General features: G+C 67.8%; 15 protein-coding genes. 5 read left to right on the top strand and 10 right to left on the bottom strand.

Annotation, left to right across the window (positions count from 1 at the left end; translation table 11 throughout):
* Positions 1–8 precede the first annotated feature (8 nt).
* Together ACUVWL_RS05020 and ACUVWL_RS05015 are read right to left on the bottom strand one after the other, a co-directional pair.
* Positions 9–1,466: an amidohydrolase family protein gene (locus ACUVWL_RS05020; protein ID WP_445391750.1), complete on the bottom strand. Its 1,458-nt coding sequence runs from the start codon at positions 1,464–1,466 to the stop codon at positions 9–11.
* Positions 1,467–1,517: 51 nt separating this feature from the next.
* A complete protein-coding gene (locus ACUVWL_RS05015) occupies positions 1,518–2,219 on the bottom strand; it encodes an ankyrin repeat domain-containing protein (protein ID WP_049440918.1) in 702 nt (233 codons plus the stop codon).
* 122 nt (positions 2,220–2,341) lie between these two features.
* On the opposite strand from ACUVWL_RS05015, the gene ACUVWL_RS05010 reads away from it, so the two are divergent.
* Together ACUVWL_RS05010 and ACUVWL_RS05005 are read left to right on the top strand one after the other, a co-directional pair.
* On the top strand, positions 2,342–3,223 hold the full coding sequence (locus tag ACUVWL_RS05010; RefSeq protein ID WP_046431153.1) for a LysR substrate-binding domain-containing protein: 882 nt from the start codon (positions 2,342–2,344) through the stop codon (positions 3,221–3,223).
* Between the two features lie 208 nt (positions 3,224–3,431).
* Entirely contained in the window at positions 3,432–3,869 is a 438-nt protein-coding gene (locus ACUVWL_RS05005; RefSeq protein ID WP_445978871.1) for a DUF3806 domain-containing protein, read from the top strand.
* A 77-nt stretch (positions 3,870–3,946) separates the two neighbouring features.
* Here the strand turns inward: ACUVWL_RS05005 and ACUVWL_RS05000 are convergent, their stop codons facing one another.
* Positions 3,947–5,107, bottom strand: coding sequence for an amidohydrolase family protein (locus ACUVWL_RS05000; protein WP_180835378.1), 1,161 nt, complete (start codon positions 5,105–5,107; stop codon positions 3,947–3,949).
* A 184-nt stretch (positions 5,108–5,291) separates the two neighbouring features.
* Here ACUVWL_RS05000 and ACUVWL_RS04995 point away from each other — a divergent pair, with 184 nt between their 5' ends.
* Entirely contained in the window at positions 5,292–5,933 is a 642-nt protein-coding gene (locus ACUVWL_RS04995; protein ID WP_049440926.1) for a hypothetical protein, read from the top strand.
* An 80-nt stretch (positions 5,934–6,013) separates the two neighbouring features.
* Here ACUVWL_RS04995 and ACUVWL_RS04990 read toward each other — a convergent pair whose 3' ends face one another.
* Positions 6,014–8,740 (bottom strand): TonB-dependent receptor plug domain-containing protein, encoded by a 2,727-nt coding sequence (locus tag ACUVWL_RS04990; RefSeq protein WP_197575067.1) that lies wholly within the window; start codon positions 8,738–8,740, stop codon positions 6,014–6,016.
* A gap of 179 nt (positions 8,741–8,919) precedes the next feature.
* Between ACUVWL_RS04990 and ACUVWL_RS04985 the strand changes: the two genes are divergently transcribed.
* Entirely contained in the window at positions 8,920–9,555 is a 636-nt protein-coding gene (locus ACUVWL_RS04985) for a GNAT family N-acetyltransferase (RefSeq protein ID WP_014647486.1), read from the top strand.
* Here ACUVWL_RS04985 and ACUVWL_RS04980 read toward each other — a convergent pair.
* Both ACUVWL_RS04980 and ACUVWL_RS04975 read right to left on the bottom strand, forming a co-directional pair.
* A complete protein-coding gene (locus tag ACUVWL_RS04980; RefSeq protein WP_445978870.1) occupies positions 9,552–10,331 on the bottom strand; it encodes a CDP-diacylglycerol diphosphatase in 780 nt (259 codons plus the stop codon). The genes ACUVWL_RS04985 and ACUVWL_RS04980 overlap by 4 nt on opposite strands.
* A gap of 68 nt (positions 10,332–10,399) precedes the next feature.
* A complete protein-coding gene (locus ACUVWL_RS04975; protein WP_032957698.1) occupies positions 10,400–11,059 on the bottom strand; it encodes a hypothetical protein in 660 nt (219 codons plus the stop codon).
* 169 nt (positions 11,060–11,228) lie between these two features.
* Between ACUVWL_RS04975 and ACUVWL_RS04970 the strand changes: the two genes are divergently transcribed.
* Positions 11,229–11,525 (top strand): hypothetical protein, encoded by a 297-nt coding sequence (locus tag ACUVWL_RS04970; RefSeq protein WP_014037553.1) that lies wholly within the window; start codon positions 11,229–11,231, stop codon positions 11,523–11,525.
* A 69-nt stretch (positions 11,526–11,594) separates the two neighbouring features.
* On the opposite strand, the gene ACUVWL_RS04965 is transcribed toward ACUVWL_RS04970, so the two are convergent.
* The 4 genes from ACUVWL_RS04965 to lldR all read right to left on the bottom strand — a co-directional run bounded on the left by ACUVWL_RS04965 (position 11,595) and on the right by lldR (position 16,196).
* Positions 11,595–12,479, bottom strand: coding sequence for a hypothetical protein (locus ACUVWL_RS04965; protein ID WP_046431179.1), 885 nt, complete (start codon positions 12,477–12,479; stop codon positions 11,595–11,597).
* A gap of 111 nt (positions 12,480–12,590) precedes the next feature.
* A complete protein-coding gene (gene dld, locus ACUVWL_RS04960) occupies positions 12,591–14,291 on the bottom strand; it encodes a D-lactate dehydrogenase (protein ID WP_445978869.1) in 1,701 nt (566 codons plus the stop codon).
* Positions 14,288–15,427 carry an FMN-dependent L-lactate dehydrogenase LldD gene (gene lldD / locus ACUVWL_RS04955; protein ID WP_014647492.1) on the bottom strand — a complete coding sequence of 380 codons (1,140 nt, stop codon included), beginning with the start codon at positions 15,425–15,427 and terminating at the stop codon, positions 14,288–14,290. The genes dld and lldD overlap by 4 nt, the downstream gene beginning before the upstream one ends.
* Positions 15,428–15,431: 4 nt before the next feature.
* Entirely contained in the window at positions 15,432–16,196 is a 765-nt protein-coding gene (gene lldR, locus ACUVWL_RS04950; protein ID WP_014647493.1) for a transcriptional regulator LldR, read from the bottom strand.
* Between the last annotated feature and the right edge of the window lie 15 nt (positions 16,197–16,211).

Raw genomic sequence — 16,211 nt, 5'->3', positions numbered from 1 at the left:
CCTGTCGATCACTGCGCCTTCGCCGCCTCGGCATTCCACGCCGCCACCTTGGCCTTGGTATCAGCCAACATCTTGTCCAGCGCGGCGCGGTCATACACGTTGCCACGCAGGATCACGCTGTCGATCTTTTCGGTGGCGGCAATGTCCTGCAGCGGGTTGGCGGTCAGCAGCACCAGATCGGCGGCCTTGCCTTGAGCAACACCCCCGTAACGATTCATCTGGCCGAACCAGGCCGGGCCGGAACGGGTCGCGGCAGACAGCGCCTGCGGCGCGCTCAAGCCCTCCTTCACGAACAGCTGCAGTTCCTGGTGCAGGGCGATGCCCGGGAAGTTGAACGAGTTGAGGAAGCCCGCATCGGTGCCGGCGATGATCGTCACGCCGGCTTCCTGCAGCATCGGCAGCACGGCGGCCACCTGGTGGTACTGCGCATGGCGCGCTTCGATCTGCGCTGGCGTTGCCTTGGCGGCACGTTCAACGCGCCACTGGTAGGTCGCGCGCAGGCCCGGGCCGATGTAAGCCAGGTACGGATCGTTCGCGTGGTCATCCTGGTCAAGGAAATCGAGGATGCGGCCACCGTTGAGGGTCGGGGTCACGAACACGCCGCGCCTGGCGAAATCGCGGTAGGCATGCATCGCCGTATCGCGGTCGAAGCTGGCGTCGAGGCGGCGGTTGGCTTCGGCGCGGTCGATGCGGCCGGCACCGAAGTCGCCGGCAATCTGCGCCTCGTCCTTGCTCCCGGCCTTGAATGCGTAGTCCAGATGCTCGATCGAGGCCAGCCCGGCATCGATTGCCTGCTCCACGGTCAGCGCCATCGGGATGTGCCCCGACGCCTTGAATCCGGCATTGCGCGCGGCACTGGCCGAGTACAGGAACAGTTCCGGCTTCAGCGTGCTGTCGGTGATCTTCACGAAATCGACCTTGTCGTGCTGCAGGCGGGTGATCGCCTTGTCGACGTCAGCCTTGCTGCCCACTTCGATCGTGCCCTTCCAGACCGGCTTGAGGCCTTCGATCTTCGCGCCCGAGCTGAGCAGCCGCGGACCGAACAGCGTGCCCTTGGCAATTTCCCCGCGCCACTGCAGCACCTGCTCGGGCAGGTCGCCGGAACAGTCACGCACCGTGGTGATGCCGTGCGCGATGTACAGCGGCAGCAGTGCCTTGTTCTCTTCGATCAGCGCCGGGCCACCACCAAAGTGCACGTGCATGTCCCACAGGCCCGGGATCAGGTACTTGCCCTTGGCATCGATCTGGCGGGCCGCGCTCCATTGGCTGCGCAGCTGCGCGTCCGGGCCGACGGCGACGATGTCCTCGCCACGGATCACCACGCTCTGCCCGGCCCGGGTACTGGCGTGCTCGACATCGACCACGGTGGCATTGCGGATCAGCAGGTCGGCGCGCTCGGCGGCAGACGCCGACAGCGGTGCCACCGCAAGGAGGATGGCAAGGGACAACGGACGGGAACGGAACATGGACAGCATCCTGATGGGCACGCCCAGCGTGCGGGTGGAAGGGGTTTGCATTCAGCGCACCGCGCCGTGCTGGCGCAGCAGGGTCTCAATTCCGGTATAGCCGCGCTGGCGCGCGTGCGCCAGCGGCGTCACGCCGTCGCCGTCGGCAAGCTCCGGGTCGGCGCCGGCCTCCAGCAGCAACTGCACGATCTGCAGGTGGCGCGCACCGCCATCGCCGAGCAGGATCGCTTCCAGCAGCGCGGTCCAGTTCAGGCGGTTGACATGATCGACCGCCACACCGGCACGCAGCAGCGTGCGCACGGTGGCGACATGGCCGCGCTCGGCGGCCGGAATCAGCGCGGTGCCGCCATAGCGATTGGTACTGCGCAGATCGGCGCCATGCGCCAGCGTCATCGCCAGGATCTCATCCAGGCCGCGCGCGCCGGCATACAGGTAGGCGCTGTCCTGCAACACATCCTTGGCATTGACGTCGGCACCGGCTTCGATCAGCTCGCGCGCGGCATCCACGTTGTTGCCCTGCGTGGCCAGCAGCAACGCCGTGCGACCCTGGCCATCGCGCGCCTCCAGCGTGGCGCCATCCTCGATCGCCTGCCGCACCGCATCGGCGTCGCCGCGGCTGGCGGCATCCCGCAGGCGCGCGTCTGCGTCGGCCCGGGACGTGGCGGTGCAGGCGGGGGTGACCATGGCCAGCAGGCACAACAGCAGCACGCGCGTGAACGGCGCAGGCCAGCCAGCGGAATGATGGACGCGCATGACAGTGTCTCCTCATGTCCGTCGCCACGGAACGCCGTGCGACGGTAGCAACAGCCGGGCATTGCCGGCCCCTGCCCTGCATGGTAGAAGTCGGCCTGGGTATCCAGAAGTGAAATGTTCAAATGCAAGACAGTGCCAAATCGAATAGAACCCTGTTCGAACTGGACCTGCTGCGGGCGCTGGTGATGGTGGCCGACTGCGGCAGCTTCACCACGGCCGCCACCCGCCTGCATTCGACCCAGTCCACGGTCAGCCAGAAGGTGCGCCGCCTGGAAGAGCTGGCGGGGCATCGCCTGCTCGAGCGCGGCCACCGCGACGTGCACCCCACCGACGCCGGCCACACCCTGCTCGGCTATGCGCGGCGCATGCTCGACCTGAACGAGGAAATGGCGCAGGCGCTGGCCGGCGCCACCGTGGAAACCGCGGTGCGCATCGGTGTCCCCGAGGACTTCGTCAACGCGCAGACCACACGCATGCTGGCCGCTTTCAGCCGCCGTCACCCACAGGTGAAACTGGAAATCAGCAGCGGCCTCAGCCGCGACCTGGCGCACGGCTTCGACCACGGTGAACTGGATCTTGTGCTGGTCAAGCAGCGGCGCAACAGCCGTCAGGCGGTGCACTGCCGCCGCGAGCCGATGCACTGGATCGACAGCCTGCGCAGCAGCTGCCTGCAGCAGGACCCGCTGCCGCTGGTCACCTTCCCGCCGCGCGGGCTGTACCGCGACGAGATGATCCACGCCGTGGAAGCGCTGGGCCTGCGCTGGCGCATCGCCTTCACCAGCTCGTCGCTGAGTGGCATCCAGGGCGCCGTGGCCGATGGCATCGGCATCAGCCTGCTGCCCCGCCGCGCGGTCGCCCGCGATCATCGCATCATCGATGGTGAGCGCGACCTGCCGGTGATCGACAACTACGAAATCGGCCTGCTGCATCGTGCGGACGCCGACGATGCGGTGCGCGCGCTGGCCAGCGAGCTGTGGCGGCAGGTGCAGCGCGAACCGGATTGACCACTGCAACTGCGGTAGCGTGGGCCGCTGGCCGGCAGCCGCGACGGCAACATCGTCCCGCGTGGGGTCAGATCCGTTTTCCGAAACGGATCTGACCCCGAAGCGAAATCCGCGCATTGACCATCGAAAGCTGATCACGCCTGTCGCGCGGAAGTCACGGCTCTGCCGCTAGAGTGCCCCCTGTTTCCGTGCTCCACGGCATCGTGTCATGTCCGACGAAATCCCCGCCCGCTTCGACCCCCTGCCCGCCGCCCTGCAGACGCACCTGCAGCACCAGCGCTCGCTGATCGCCGCGCGCGTGGCGGCCGGCTTCCCGACGTTGCCGGTGCAATGGCCGCTGGCGGCCAGCACACTGCAGCGCGTGGTCGATGCCGAGCTGATCGACCGTGCCGACTGCGATGGCTGGGAAGCGCTGGGCGTGGCGTTCGGTGACACCCTGGCCCAACGCGTGCCGGGGCTGGCCTGGATGCAGGTCACCGACGCCTGGGGCATCGATGCAGTGCTGCGCTATGCCGACAGCAGCCTGCAGATCGGCGCCAGCACACTGCTGCTCAAGCGCGTCGAAGAGGGCGAAGTCATCGACATCGCCCACCTGCTTGCGTGGCTGGAAGCGTTCGTCGCTACCCGCGCCGACGATTACGCCTGACGACACATCGAGGTGGATCCATGCCATGCGTGGATGAATGAGACCACGCGATGGCTCCCTCCACGCACGGCGTGGATCTACAACCAGCGGCCGTCAACCACCACCCGGCGCTCCACCGGCACCCCGGCCACGGCCGCCGGGCCATGGTCCGCACGCACGGCCACGAACGTCGCCGGCCGGCCTTCGGCGATGCCGTGCTGCGGCAGCCCGATCACCTGCGCGCCATGGGTGGTGACCATGTCCAGCGCCAGCATCAGGTCGCCATCGGTGTAGAAGCCCGAGCGGTAGCCCAGCAGCATCGCGCGCTGCAGCAGGTCCCCATTGCCATACGGCCACCAGCAGTCGCGGATGTTGTCATTGCCGGCGAACATGCGCACGCCGGCGTCGTGCAATGCACGCAGCGGCGGGAACGGATGGTCGCCCGGCGCGTTGCTCATGATCGCAACGCCCGCCGTGGCCAGTGCTTCACCCACCTGCAGCGCGCGCGCCAGCGGCACGTCGCCCAGCGAGTAGGCATGGCTGACCGCAACGCGTCCCTGCAGGCCGGCGGCACGGGTGCGTGCGGCGATGCGCAGCAGCTGGGCCAGTCCGGTTTCGCCGGGCTCATGCAGGTGGATGTCCAGCTGCACGCCATAGCGCTCGGCCAGGCCGAACAGCAGGGCCAGCTGGCCTTCGGCATCGCCGTCGAGCGTGGTCGGATCTATGCCGCCCAGCACCTCCACCCCTGCGGCAAGCGCCTGCTCCAGTACGGCGGCGGTGCCGGGACAGGACATCACCCCGGCCTGCGGGAACGCCACCAGCTGGATCCGCATGATGTCGGCGCAGCGCCGCGCCGCTTCGCGGACCGCCTCGAGATGGCGCAGGCCGGTGCTGCCATCCACATCCACGTGGCAGCGCATCGCCACAGTGCCGAAGCGGCTGCACTGGCGGATCAATGCCTCGGCACGGTCCACCATCGGCGCGGCACCCGCTACCGCGGCCTTCTCCACCGCCAGCCGCTCACGCAGGCTGTTCACCGGCTGATGCGGGTGCCAGCGGTCGCCGACAAAACTCTTGTCCAGATGGATGTGGCCGTCGACCAGCCCGGGCAGGACTGCGAAGCCCTGCAGGTCGACGCATTCCGCCCCGTCGGCCGGCGAGGCCTCGCCATTGAGGCCACTGATGCGGCCGCCACGGATATGGAAATGCAGTGGCGCGCCGTAGCGGTCTACACCGCCATGGACGAACTGAAGCGTCATCGGAAACTCCCGGAAAGCCAAGTCATGGCGCCATCCTGCGCGCTGGCACTGCCATCGGCCAACGAAATATCTGGATGCCACACATTCATCAGAACGATGAATGCCGCCGCGACGGCGGCTCGCAGCCACGCCGTGCACACGCCTGAACGGGTACCATAGGCACCTGTTTCCGCTGTGATGCCGCATGGGCCCGTCCGACCGCCACGATCGTCTCCGCCGCTGGCAGGCCGCGTCCCTGCTGGCTGCTGCCCCGATGGCCAGCCTGTCCGCCACTGATGCGGCCGCCACCGCGCCGCTGCAGGCGCCGCCTGGCCAACAGCGCATCGCCCCGGCGGCGCTGGTCGAGCGGCTGCACCAGCGTGTGCTTTCCGGGCAGAGCGCCACCGCCACCCTGGAACACTGGTGCGCCGAACACGGCCTGGCCGAACAGGCGCGGGTGCGCGCGGTGCGTGTACACGGCCAGGACAAGACAGCACCGGCCGACGTGCTGCAGGCACTGGGTGCGAAACCCGGCACCGCCCTTCGCTACCGCCGTGTGCAGCTGGTCTGTGGCAGCCGCGTACTCTCCGAGGCCGACAACTGGTACCTGCCGGACCACCTCAGTCCCGCCATGAACCAGGTGCTGGACAGCACCGACGAACCCTTTGGCCGCGTGGTTGGCCCGCTCGGCTTCCAGCGCCAGACACTGGCTGACCAGACCTTCTGGCCACCGCGTGGCGAAGGCGACCGCAGCGTGATCCTGGAAGTGCGCGCCCTGCTGCGCGATCGCCAGCAGCAGCCCTTCAGCTACGTCATCGAGTCGTACCTGCAGCAGGCACTGCCCTAGGCCACCGGCGCCCGCCATCACAGCGGACATCGACACAGCAGAAGGCCCGGCATTGCCGGGCCTTCTGTTTGCCAGCCGGATCAGCGGAACCGGTAGTCCAGCTGCAGCCAGTACTGGCGGCCATACGGGTCGTAGTTGCCAACCGGATAGAACGGCCAGCCGCCACCGTTCCTGTCCGCCGGCGGGCGGCTGTCACGCAGGTTGTTGACGATCACGCCCACCGACAGGTTCTCGCCGAACTGGCGGAACACGCTGGCGTTGTAGGTCATGTACGGCGCGATGCGGCCACTGCCATCGGTCTTCGGCAGTGAACCGAAACGGTTGCCGTACAGCGTGGTGGTCCAGTCACCCTGGTTCCAGGTGATGCTGCCATTGGCCTTGCTGCGCCACTGGTAGTCATCCAGCGAATTGCGGATGTCACGCTCCGGATCATCGGAGAACTGCCGGTACGTGTGCTCCAGCACCACGGTATAGGCCAGGCGCGTAGTGAAGCGGCCATAGCGGCCGGCATCGAAACGCCAGTTACCCTTCAGGTCCAGGCCACGCACCGATTCGGAGGCCGCGTTGATCGGATTGATCAGCACGCGGGTCACCTGGTCCGGCTGCACGGTTGCAGTGGACGGGTTGCGGATCACCCGCGACAGCGCGTCCTGGCACAGCGGTGAACCGATATCGCGCGCTTCGCCACCCAGCGTGCGGCCCAGGCGGCAATCGGCTTCGTCGCGCAGGATGCGGCTGGTATCGAGGCTGGTGACCTCGTTGTCGATGCGGATGTCGTAGTAGTCGGCACTGAAATCCAGGCCGGACAGCGGCGACCAGACCACGCCGAAACCATAGGATTTAGCGGTTTCCGGCTGCAGCTGCGCGTTGGCGCGGTTGCTGTAGTCGATCGACAGGCCGTTGTAGTCGCAGTTGTCGTACGACTGGCCTGCGGTGCGGCAGCGCCAGTAGTCGGTCATGCCCGGGTTGTAGCCGCGGGTCTCGGTCGCGAACACGTAGTTCATGTCCGGCGCACGGAAGCTGGTCGCAGCAGAGCCGCGGATCAACAGGCTCTCGATCGGGCGGAACTCGACGCCGAAGCTCCAGGTCGCCTTGCCGATGTGCTCGCCACCGGCGCGATACTGGTCATAGCGACCGGCCAGCGTCGTGGTCAGCGATTTCAGCAACGGCAACTGCAGCTCCACGCCGGCCGCATAGCGGTCACGATCACCGCCGGCACCGATACCGGCGCTGGTGTTCCAGAACTCGCCCGTGCCCAGTCGCGGGTCCGGGCGGTTGCGGTAGCCCTGGCTGCCGGCCTCGACCACCGCCGCCAATGCAGCGTCGCCACCGGGCAGCGCGAACAAACGGCCGTTGACGCTGGCGCTGAAGGTCTGCAGCCACGCCGCATTGCGGCTTTCCTGGTAGCCGGACAGGCCCTCGTATTCGCCCGGGGTCAATGGTTTGAACAGGCGTGCCGGGTCGGGCGCATAGACCTCAACGCCATTGCGTACGCCCAGCTTCGGACCGAGCAGGTATTCGTTGATGCCGGCCAGCAGCACCGGTCGGCGGGTGCGGTTCTCGTAACGCGAGCGGCTGTAGACCGCTTCGTAATCCCAACCGCTGTCGCCGATCTGGCCACGTGCGCCGACGTTGAACGACCACGAGTTTTCCAGGAAGCGGTTGGCATTGCGCGGCAGGCCGCCGATTTCCTCCGGCGCGAAGCGGCGGTACCAGCTTTCCAGGTTGCCGGTGGTCTGGTTGTAGAAGTAGTTGCGGGCCGAGGTCCAGGTCGGTGCACGCGTGTTGTTGTAGATCCGCGCGCTGCCCACGGCGACATCGGCGAACAGGTCGGTGGTCTCGTTGACGTGGAAGGTCAGCAGACCGTAGCCGTTGAGATTGCGCTTCTGGGTCTGCACGGTCCAGTAGCTGGCGGCGGCCTCGTTGCTGCCGCAGTACCAGCCCTGGCGCGGGTTGTTGGCACGGAACACGCTGCCACCATAGATGTCCGACGCGGCGTCGCAGCCGTTGACGCCCGGATCGATGTTGCGGCCGGTGGCAGCATTGCGCCGATAGGCGATCGCGGTCGCCTGCGGCGCCTTGCCGGCCGGGTCATCGTCCAGCGAATCCATGAAGTCGCGCTGGCGCGCGTGGATCGCCTTGCGCACGTCGAACTCGAAACCGAACAGGCCGTCCCAGCGCTCGCCGGAACTGCCGCCCACCACCTGCACGCGCTGGTTGTCACCGCCGCCCTGCTGGGTGCCGCCGGCGCGCACGTTCACGTCCACGCCTTCAAAGCGGTCCTTGAGGATGATGTTGACCACACCGGCAATGGCGTCGGAGCCGTACACCGCCGACGCACCGGCAGCCAGCACTTCGATGCGTTCGATCAGGGCGCTGGGAATGTTGGCCAGGTTGACAACGTTCACCGAGCCTTCGTAGGCCAGCGGGTAGTCGGCCTGGCGACGGCCGTTGACCAGCACCAGCGTGCGGTTCGGACCCAGCCCGCGCAGATTGATGGTGTTGGCGGCCGGCGTGAACGTATTGCCGAAATCCTCGCCCTGCACGTTGCCGGTGTTCTCGGTCAGCGCGCTGAGGGCGTCGAAGGCATTGCGGTAGCCCTGTGCGTCGATCTGCTCGCGGCTGATCACCGTCACCGGCGAGGGTCCCTCGACACTGGCACGTGGAATGCGCGAGCCGGTGACCTTCACTTCCTGCAATGTGGTGGGCGCGCTTTCCTGCGCGAAGGCCGGCAGCGAGGCCAGCATCAGGGACGACAGCGCGAGCACCAGCGGACGCGGGCGCATCGCCTTGTGGGAGGCGGACATGGGCTTCCTGGGGGAGTGGGCGGGTGGTACGGGAGCCGCAGCCGGTACGACACATAACGATCCCGTAACGAAAGTGTCCTGAATGGGTGGTTTCAACGGAAATGACCAGCCCTGATGGGCTTATGCCTGAACCGAATCAGACGCGTTTACGGCACCACCCCACTTTTGCAATGAATTGCATGGCCTGGCGCGTCGGTGATGCGCATCGTGCCGGGATGACCAACAGCGCCCCTTCCACCCACTTCGCTCCACTACGACCCGTCCTGCGCCGCCACTTGCTCCACCTCCAGGCCACGCCCATCACCCTGCGTTCGTTCCAGCGCACCGACCTGCCACGCTGGCGTGCCTTCGACGACCGTCGCCAGCGCGGCCAACGGCCGTCCTACGGCATTGATGAAGAGGCGCGGTTCCTCGCCAGCGTCTATCGTTCACGCCTGCAGGAAGACAACGACCTGCTGGTGCTGGGTGTGTTCGACGACGTGCAGGGCGTACTGCACGACCAGCTGCATATCCGCCTGCAGTCGCTGCACTCGCGCTGCGCCGAGCTGCAATCGCTGCAGCACCGGCACCCCCATCCGCAGGCGGCACTGCGGGCACTGTGCCCGTTCCTGTTCGACGATGTCGGCCTGCACCGCCTCTTCGTGCTGCTGCCGCCAGGCTGCACCAGCCCGTTTGCCCAGGCGCTGCAGGCCCATGGGTTCATCCGCGAAGGGATCCTGCGCGACTACCATCTGGACGCGCAGGGATGGCATGACCGTCAGCTGCTGGCGCTGACCGCGTCGGCCTGGCGCAGCTGCCAGCAGCCGATCGGCTAGCGCACCCGCTCCAGTGCCGCACCGGCACCGGTCAAGACCCTGCAGGCATGGTCCTGTAGTTCCTCGCCGCTGGCATCGTTGCCGCTGGCGGCATCCACGCGGGTAGCCAGCAGGATGAAGCCGGGGCCGCCCTGCACCTCGCCGCGCCCGGCCACCACCAGGCTCCACTGGCCCACATCGCCCACGCCGCTCAGGCCATAGGCCAGCAGATTGAGCGGATTGGCGGTCAGTTCTGCACCGGGCAGCAGATAGGCCTGGTACTGATGCCCGCGCAGCGGCACCGGAAACGGTGACCAGCGCGGACCGAGCGCACCGGCATGTGCATCCAGTGCCTGCAGCACATCCGCGCGCAGGCAGTCGACATGGATATGCAGCTGGTGCTGCGAGCGACCGTGCGGCGAATTCAGTGCCAGGCTGGCCACGCTGCGCGGCAGCGGCCGGCCCAGGGCCTGTTCGGTATGCCCGCGCGCCTGCCAGGCGGCCGCAAAATAGTTGGGCACCCCACGCTGGTACAGGCCGTGGCTCTCGATGCCACTGACCTTGTCCAGCGGCATCAGCAGGAACTGGTAGTCACCGTGCGCATCCTTGACCAGCACGTCGCGGCGGTCTGCCGCCGTCTCCACCCGCAGGCAACTGCCACGCGGTCCTTCCACCGCCTTGCAGTCACGCTCGATCAAGCGCCACAGCGCATCGGAATGGGCCGACGGTGGAGGTGGCGCGCTGGCGCAGGCGGACAACAGCAGCAGGGACGACAGCAGCAAAGGGCGCAGGGACACGGCAGCAACTCACGGAACAGGCACGGCAGACGGCGCCGCGCTGCATTCTAGCCAGTGCAGTGCTGCAGTCAGTAGGTGCCGAACGGCACTTCAACCACGAACGGGGCCTCGCCGTCGCCGCCCTGCAGGGTGTAGCGGTCCAGCGCGCCATCATCATCGGCGTGCGGCTGGCGCTGGAAATGCAGGGAATAACGGTTGTCGCCCAGCAGGACGGCACTGCCATCGTCCTCCAGGGCGGCGCCCTCGGGGATCAGCAGCCCACCCAGGTCGCTGTAGGCCCCGGGCACATCGGCGAAGCCGTAGTCTGCCAGTTCGTCCACACGCTGCATCGCATAGACATGCGGCAGATAAGGACGCGCCGGGCTGCGGCCATTGCTCAGGTCGGTCACCCAGGCCTGCGGCAGGTGGTACTGCTCGCGCAGCGCGGCCACGCCCAGCGACGGGCTGGCCACCTGCAGGCAACACACCGCCCGCTTGCCTTCACGGTCGAGGATGGCGAAACGGTCGCCGCGGGTCGCCGCCTGCGGCAGCATGGCGAAGGCCAGATTGCGCTGGGCCGGCGCGTAGCCGGCCTCGGTCTGAAGGTTGCGCCACGCGCCGAACACCGGCGTTTCCGCGGCTGCGGCCGGCACTGGCTCGGCGGCAGTGGCGGCACACGCCACGGCCAGCACCGATACTGCAAGTACCGTCATCGCCCTGCGCTTGTCGCGGAAACTGTCTGCCGTCATACCGTATCCAGCACCTGCACCGGAATGGCCCGGCCTGCCCGCTGGCGCGATGCCAGTCATCCCTCCCACTATGCAGTGGCTACGCCGTGCCGGCAATGACCGGGGCGCTGACGCCTTTCGCGCGCCGGGTGCTATCGTTCCGCCCATCTTCCCTGCGCAGGAGCGCTGCATGTCCGCCTTCCGTCTGTCCCTGTTGCTACCCGCGTCGGCCCTGCTGCTGTCGGCCTGCGTCAGCACCCCCGGTCCGCAGGTCAAGGGTACCGGCCACTGCGACGCCAGCCAGCTGGGCTGGGCAATCGGCCAGCCCGCCAATGAACCCAACATCCGCCGCCTGTCCAGCGAAAGCGGTGCCGGCCTGGTCAACCCGATCGGCCCCAACACCATCACCACCAAGGACATCCGCCACGACCGCCTGCGTGTGTACGTGGACAAGGACAACATCATCACCGCCACCCGCTGCGAGTAGGCGCTGTAGAGCCGAGCCCATGCCCGGCTGCGCTTCCGTGACAGCCGAGCGCAGGCTCGGCTCTACAGCTCAGGGCTCGGTATACCCCGCGCAGTCCGGCAGCGCCTGGTCGGGGTGGAACACCCCATCACTGAAGCGGAACAACCGCGTGTAGCTGCACGCCGGGTCCTGCTCGGTGCGCAGGTCCTTCTTCTTCAACGGCCCCTTGGCCAGCGAATCCTCGAAGCGTGAGACACCGGCCGGGAACCGCGTCGCCACCGTCTGGTAGCGCAACACCGGCATGCCCCCGGCGGCGGTATCCAGCGCCAGCCTTGCCGAGAACCGATACTCGTCGTGGCAGGCGCCTGCGCGCTGCTTCATGTCCTGCTCGCTGAAACAGGCGCGGATCATCGCGTTGCCCAGCCATGGCAGGGTCAGCACGTCGTCGTCCACCTGGATGTCATCCTGCAGGTGACGCACGCGCGCCAGCTGCAGCGTGGACGCGTCGGCACCACCGCCTGAGTACATCGTGCTGAATTTGACGATACCGCCCACCAGCACGTTCTGGCGGGCGCGCTGCCGCGGGTCGCTCACTGCCTCATCGCTGCCAACGCCAGGCGCAAGCCGCACGATCCACGGCCACAGCGAAAGCTCGCTTTCCTGCGGCACGTCGATGCTGACGTGGTAGACGTGCGGCTCGCTTTCGCCGGCCTCCCGTTCAGAGACTTCCAGCGTCGTCGGCCGATCGCCGTCCTCGGCCACCGGCTGCACACGCACGCACCAGGCACGATCGAGGGTGCAGTACTGCATGCGTGCTTCGCCCTGCCCTCCCTGTTCCAGCACCTGCCCCAGCGGCTCCATCACGTTGCCGGCGGCGTCGCGCTGCTGCGGCAGGATCGCGGACTGCGCCAGCACCAGCAGCGGTGTTGCCAGCAATGCAGCGCACAGGGTCGCGCGGGCAACGATGGTGGGCATGGGCGGCTCCTGCGTACGGGATTCCGATGGTAACCGCTGTCCGGGTGGGGCTGAGCCATGCTCGACGGCTATCTGTCGGGAAGAGCAGCCGAGCATGGGCTCGGCTCTACATCATCCGCAGTCGCAGCCACCCCACCCTTTTTCCTTCGAGGTCTGGCCGATGCCCGGATTGAACGTATTGCTCGGGTCCAGCTGCCGATAGAACCCGGCCAGGGCCGGCTTGGCCGGGTACAGGTGGCCGACATTGTGCTCGGCCGGATACTCGGCGCCGCGCTGGTCCAGCAGCGCCCACATCGCGTGCTCGATCGCCATCGGGTCTTCGCCCTTGCGTGCGATGTAGTCCTGGTGGAACACATGGCACAGGAAGTGCCCGTAATACAGCTTGTGCAGCAGGCGGCCATCGATATCGGCCGGCAACTGCTCGAACCAGTCGGCATCATCGCGGCGCAGGGCGATGTCCAGCGCCACGATATCCTGCACCTGGTCCCGATGCACTTCGCGGTAGCGCACCGCCGCGCCGGCCACCGCGAAGCGATGCAGGAACGCCTTGCGCCCCTCATCGGCCGTGCAGTGGAAGTAACCACCCTCATGATCGGCGAAGAAGCCGCGCAGCCAGGCCTCGGTTGCCGCCGCGTCCTGTGCGGAGACCTTCAGCAACAGGTGATGCTCGTAGCGCTGGCGGAATTCACCCATGCGCCGGGGCAGGTGCGAGGGCAGCAGGCCGGTCAGCACCTGCATCACCCGGTCGGTCACCCCGCGCAGGCCCAGCCGCTCGAACCATCCATCGACCCGGCTCTTCAATGCGAACGCGGCGGGCACACGGGAAGTGCCGAGGCGGTCGATCAACAGGAAGCTGTCCTTGCCGTAGCGCTCGCCGATGTCATAGGCATCGCGGTGGATGTACTCGCCGGCAATCGGCAGGCGCTCGAAGCCGGTCAGCAGCTGGCGCCGGATCGCAGTGAGGCTGTCGGTGCGGTTGCTGCCGATGTAGAAGACCTCGGCGGGCTCCTTTTCGAAGGTATCCAGGCGCACCGCGAACACCGCCAGCTTGCCGGCCGAACCGGCCGCTTCGAAGTGGCGGCTGGGGTCGGCGTTGAAGCGTGCCGGCGTATCGGCATCGACCCGGCGCACTTCCTCGGCGTAGCGTGGATCAGACGCGGCGCGGCCATCGCCGTCACCCACGTCCTCAGCGGCATAGTCACCGGCCTGCAGGCGCTGCAGGATCTGCTCGGGCGTATCACCCAGCGCGATGCCGAGGTGGTTGACCAGCTGCAACTGGCCCTGCGCATCGACCTGCGCATACAGCGCCAGCTCGGTATAGGCCGGGCCACGGCGCACCAGCGCGCCGCCGGAGTTGTTGCAGATGCCGCCCAGCACCGAGGCGCCGATGCAGGAGGAGCCGATCACCGAATGCGGTTCGCGGCCCAGCGGTGCCAGGGTCTGCTCCAGGCGGTCGAGCGTGGCGCCGGGCAGGCACAGCACTTGGCGGCCCTCGTTCAACAGCTGGATGCCGGTCAGGCGCAGCGTGCTGACCAGCACGATCGGGCGCCCATAGTCGTCCCCATCCGGGGTCGAGCCACCGGTCAGGCCGGTATTGGCCGCCTGCAGGATGATCGCCGCTCCGCCCTGCACCGCTGCCTGCAGCACATACCACAGTTCCAGCAAGGTACCTGGGCGCACCACCGCCAGCACCGGGCCATCGCCGAAGCGGTAGCCACGACGGAAGCGGCGCGTGGTCTTGTCGCCGGTCAACACATGGCGGCTGCCGACCGCGTCGCGCAACTGCGCCAGCACGGCGTCATGGCCACTCATGGCAGGTTGACCAGCGAATCGCGGCTGATGTCGGCGATGCGGCGCGCGCCGGTCAGTGTCATCGCCACGCGCATCTCCTTGGCGATCAGGTCCAGCAGGTTGGCCACGCCGGCCTCGCCCTGCGCGGCCAGCGCATAGACGAAGGCGCGCCCCAGCAGCACGGTATCGGCCCCCAGCGCCAGCATGCGCACCACGTCCAGGCCGGTACGGATGCCCGAATCGGCGAGGATCTTCAGGTCGCCCTGCACCGCATCGGCGATGGCCGGCAATGCACGTGCGGTAGACAGCACGCCATCCAGCTGGCGACCACCGTGGTTGGAGACCACGATGCCATCGGCACCGAACCTGACCGCATCGCGCGCATCATCCGGGTCGAGGATGCCCTTGATCACCATCGGGCCCTTCCAGAACTCGCGGATCCACTCCAGGTCCTTCCACGAAATGGACGGATCGAAGTTGCTGCCCAGCCAGCCGATGTAATCCTCCAGCCCGGTCGGGTTGCCGCGGTAGGTGGAGATGTTGCCCAGGTCATGCGGACGGCCGAACAGGCCGACGTCCCACGCCCAGTGCGGATGGGTGACGGCCTGGCCGATGCGGCGCAGCGAGGCATTCGGGCCGCTCATGCCGGAGTGTGCATCACGGTAGCGCGCGCCCGGCACCGGCATGTCCACGGTGAACACCAGCGTGGTCACGCCGGCGGCCTGTGCCCGCTCCAGCGCATTGCGCATGAAGCCACGGTCGCGCAGCACGTACAGCTGGAACCACATCGGCCGCTGGATGGCCGGTGCCACTTCCTCGATCGGGCACACCGATACGGTGGACAGGGTGAACGGGATGCCCCGGCTGTCGGCCGCGCGCGCCGCCTGCACTTCACCGCGGCGGGCATACATGCCGGTCAGGCCGACCGGCGCCAGCGCCACCGGCATTGCCAGCGTTTCGCCGAACAGCTCGGTTTCCAGGCTCAGATCGGACATGTTGCGCAGGATGCGCTGGCGCAGCGCGATGTCGGACAGGTCGGAAACGTTGCGCTTCAGCGTGTGCTCGGCATACGCGCCGCCATCGATGTAGTGGAACAGGAACGGCGGCAGCCGGCGCTGCGCTGCGGCACGGTAATCGGTGGAGGCGGAGATGATCATGGGGTCAACCGTGTGGGGAAGGCAGGCGCGAGGCCCGCGCACGCCGGGCTTCGTTGTCATCGAGCGTGCGCAGCGTGGTGTGCACGAACTCGAGGTGGGCATGCGCGGCGGCGCGCGCGCGTTCGGGGTCGCCGGCCAGCACCGCATCCATCATTTCGCGGTGCTGGTCGGACAGGGGCGAGAAGGTCCTCGCTGAGGTGTAGAGCTTCTCGCGGCTCTGCGAGATGTTGGTCTGCAGCAGTTCGAACAGGCCGCGCATCACCTGCAGCAGCACCAGGTTGTGGGAGGCCTCGGCGATGGACAGGTGGAAGGCCGCGTCAGCCTCTGCTTCACCGGTGGGGTCGTCCTTGCCGTGCGCGTCCATCATGGTCTGGAAGGCCTGCGCGATGCGCGTACGGTCCTCATCGGTGGCTCGCAGCGCCGCATGCCAGGCAGTGGCACCTTCCAGCGCGTGGCGGATCTCCAGCACGTCAAAACGGTATTCCGGGTCGCCCTGGAACAGCGGCAGGTACGGCGCCAGCGGTTCATCCAGCGCCTGCCGCGCGCGCGCCGCCGGTTCGGCCACGTAAGTGCCGCCACCGATGCGTGCGGTCAGCAGGCCCTGGCTGGCCAGCTGCGCGATGGCCTCGCGCAGCGCGGTGCGCGAGACCCCCAGCTGCACCGCCAGGGTGCGCTCGGCGGGCAACCGGTCGCCCGGCCGCAGCCGCTGTTCCTGCACCAGGCCGCGCAGCTGCGCGGCCACCCTGTCCGAAATACGTTGCGTGCTCATGGCGCCATTGTGGCC

It is taken from the genome of Stenotrophomonas muris (assembly GCF_052751275.1).
Note: the sequence above shows the minus strand (reverse complement) of the source record. Positions and strands in the feature narration are given on the sequence as shown.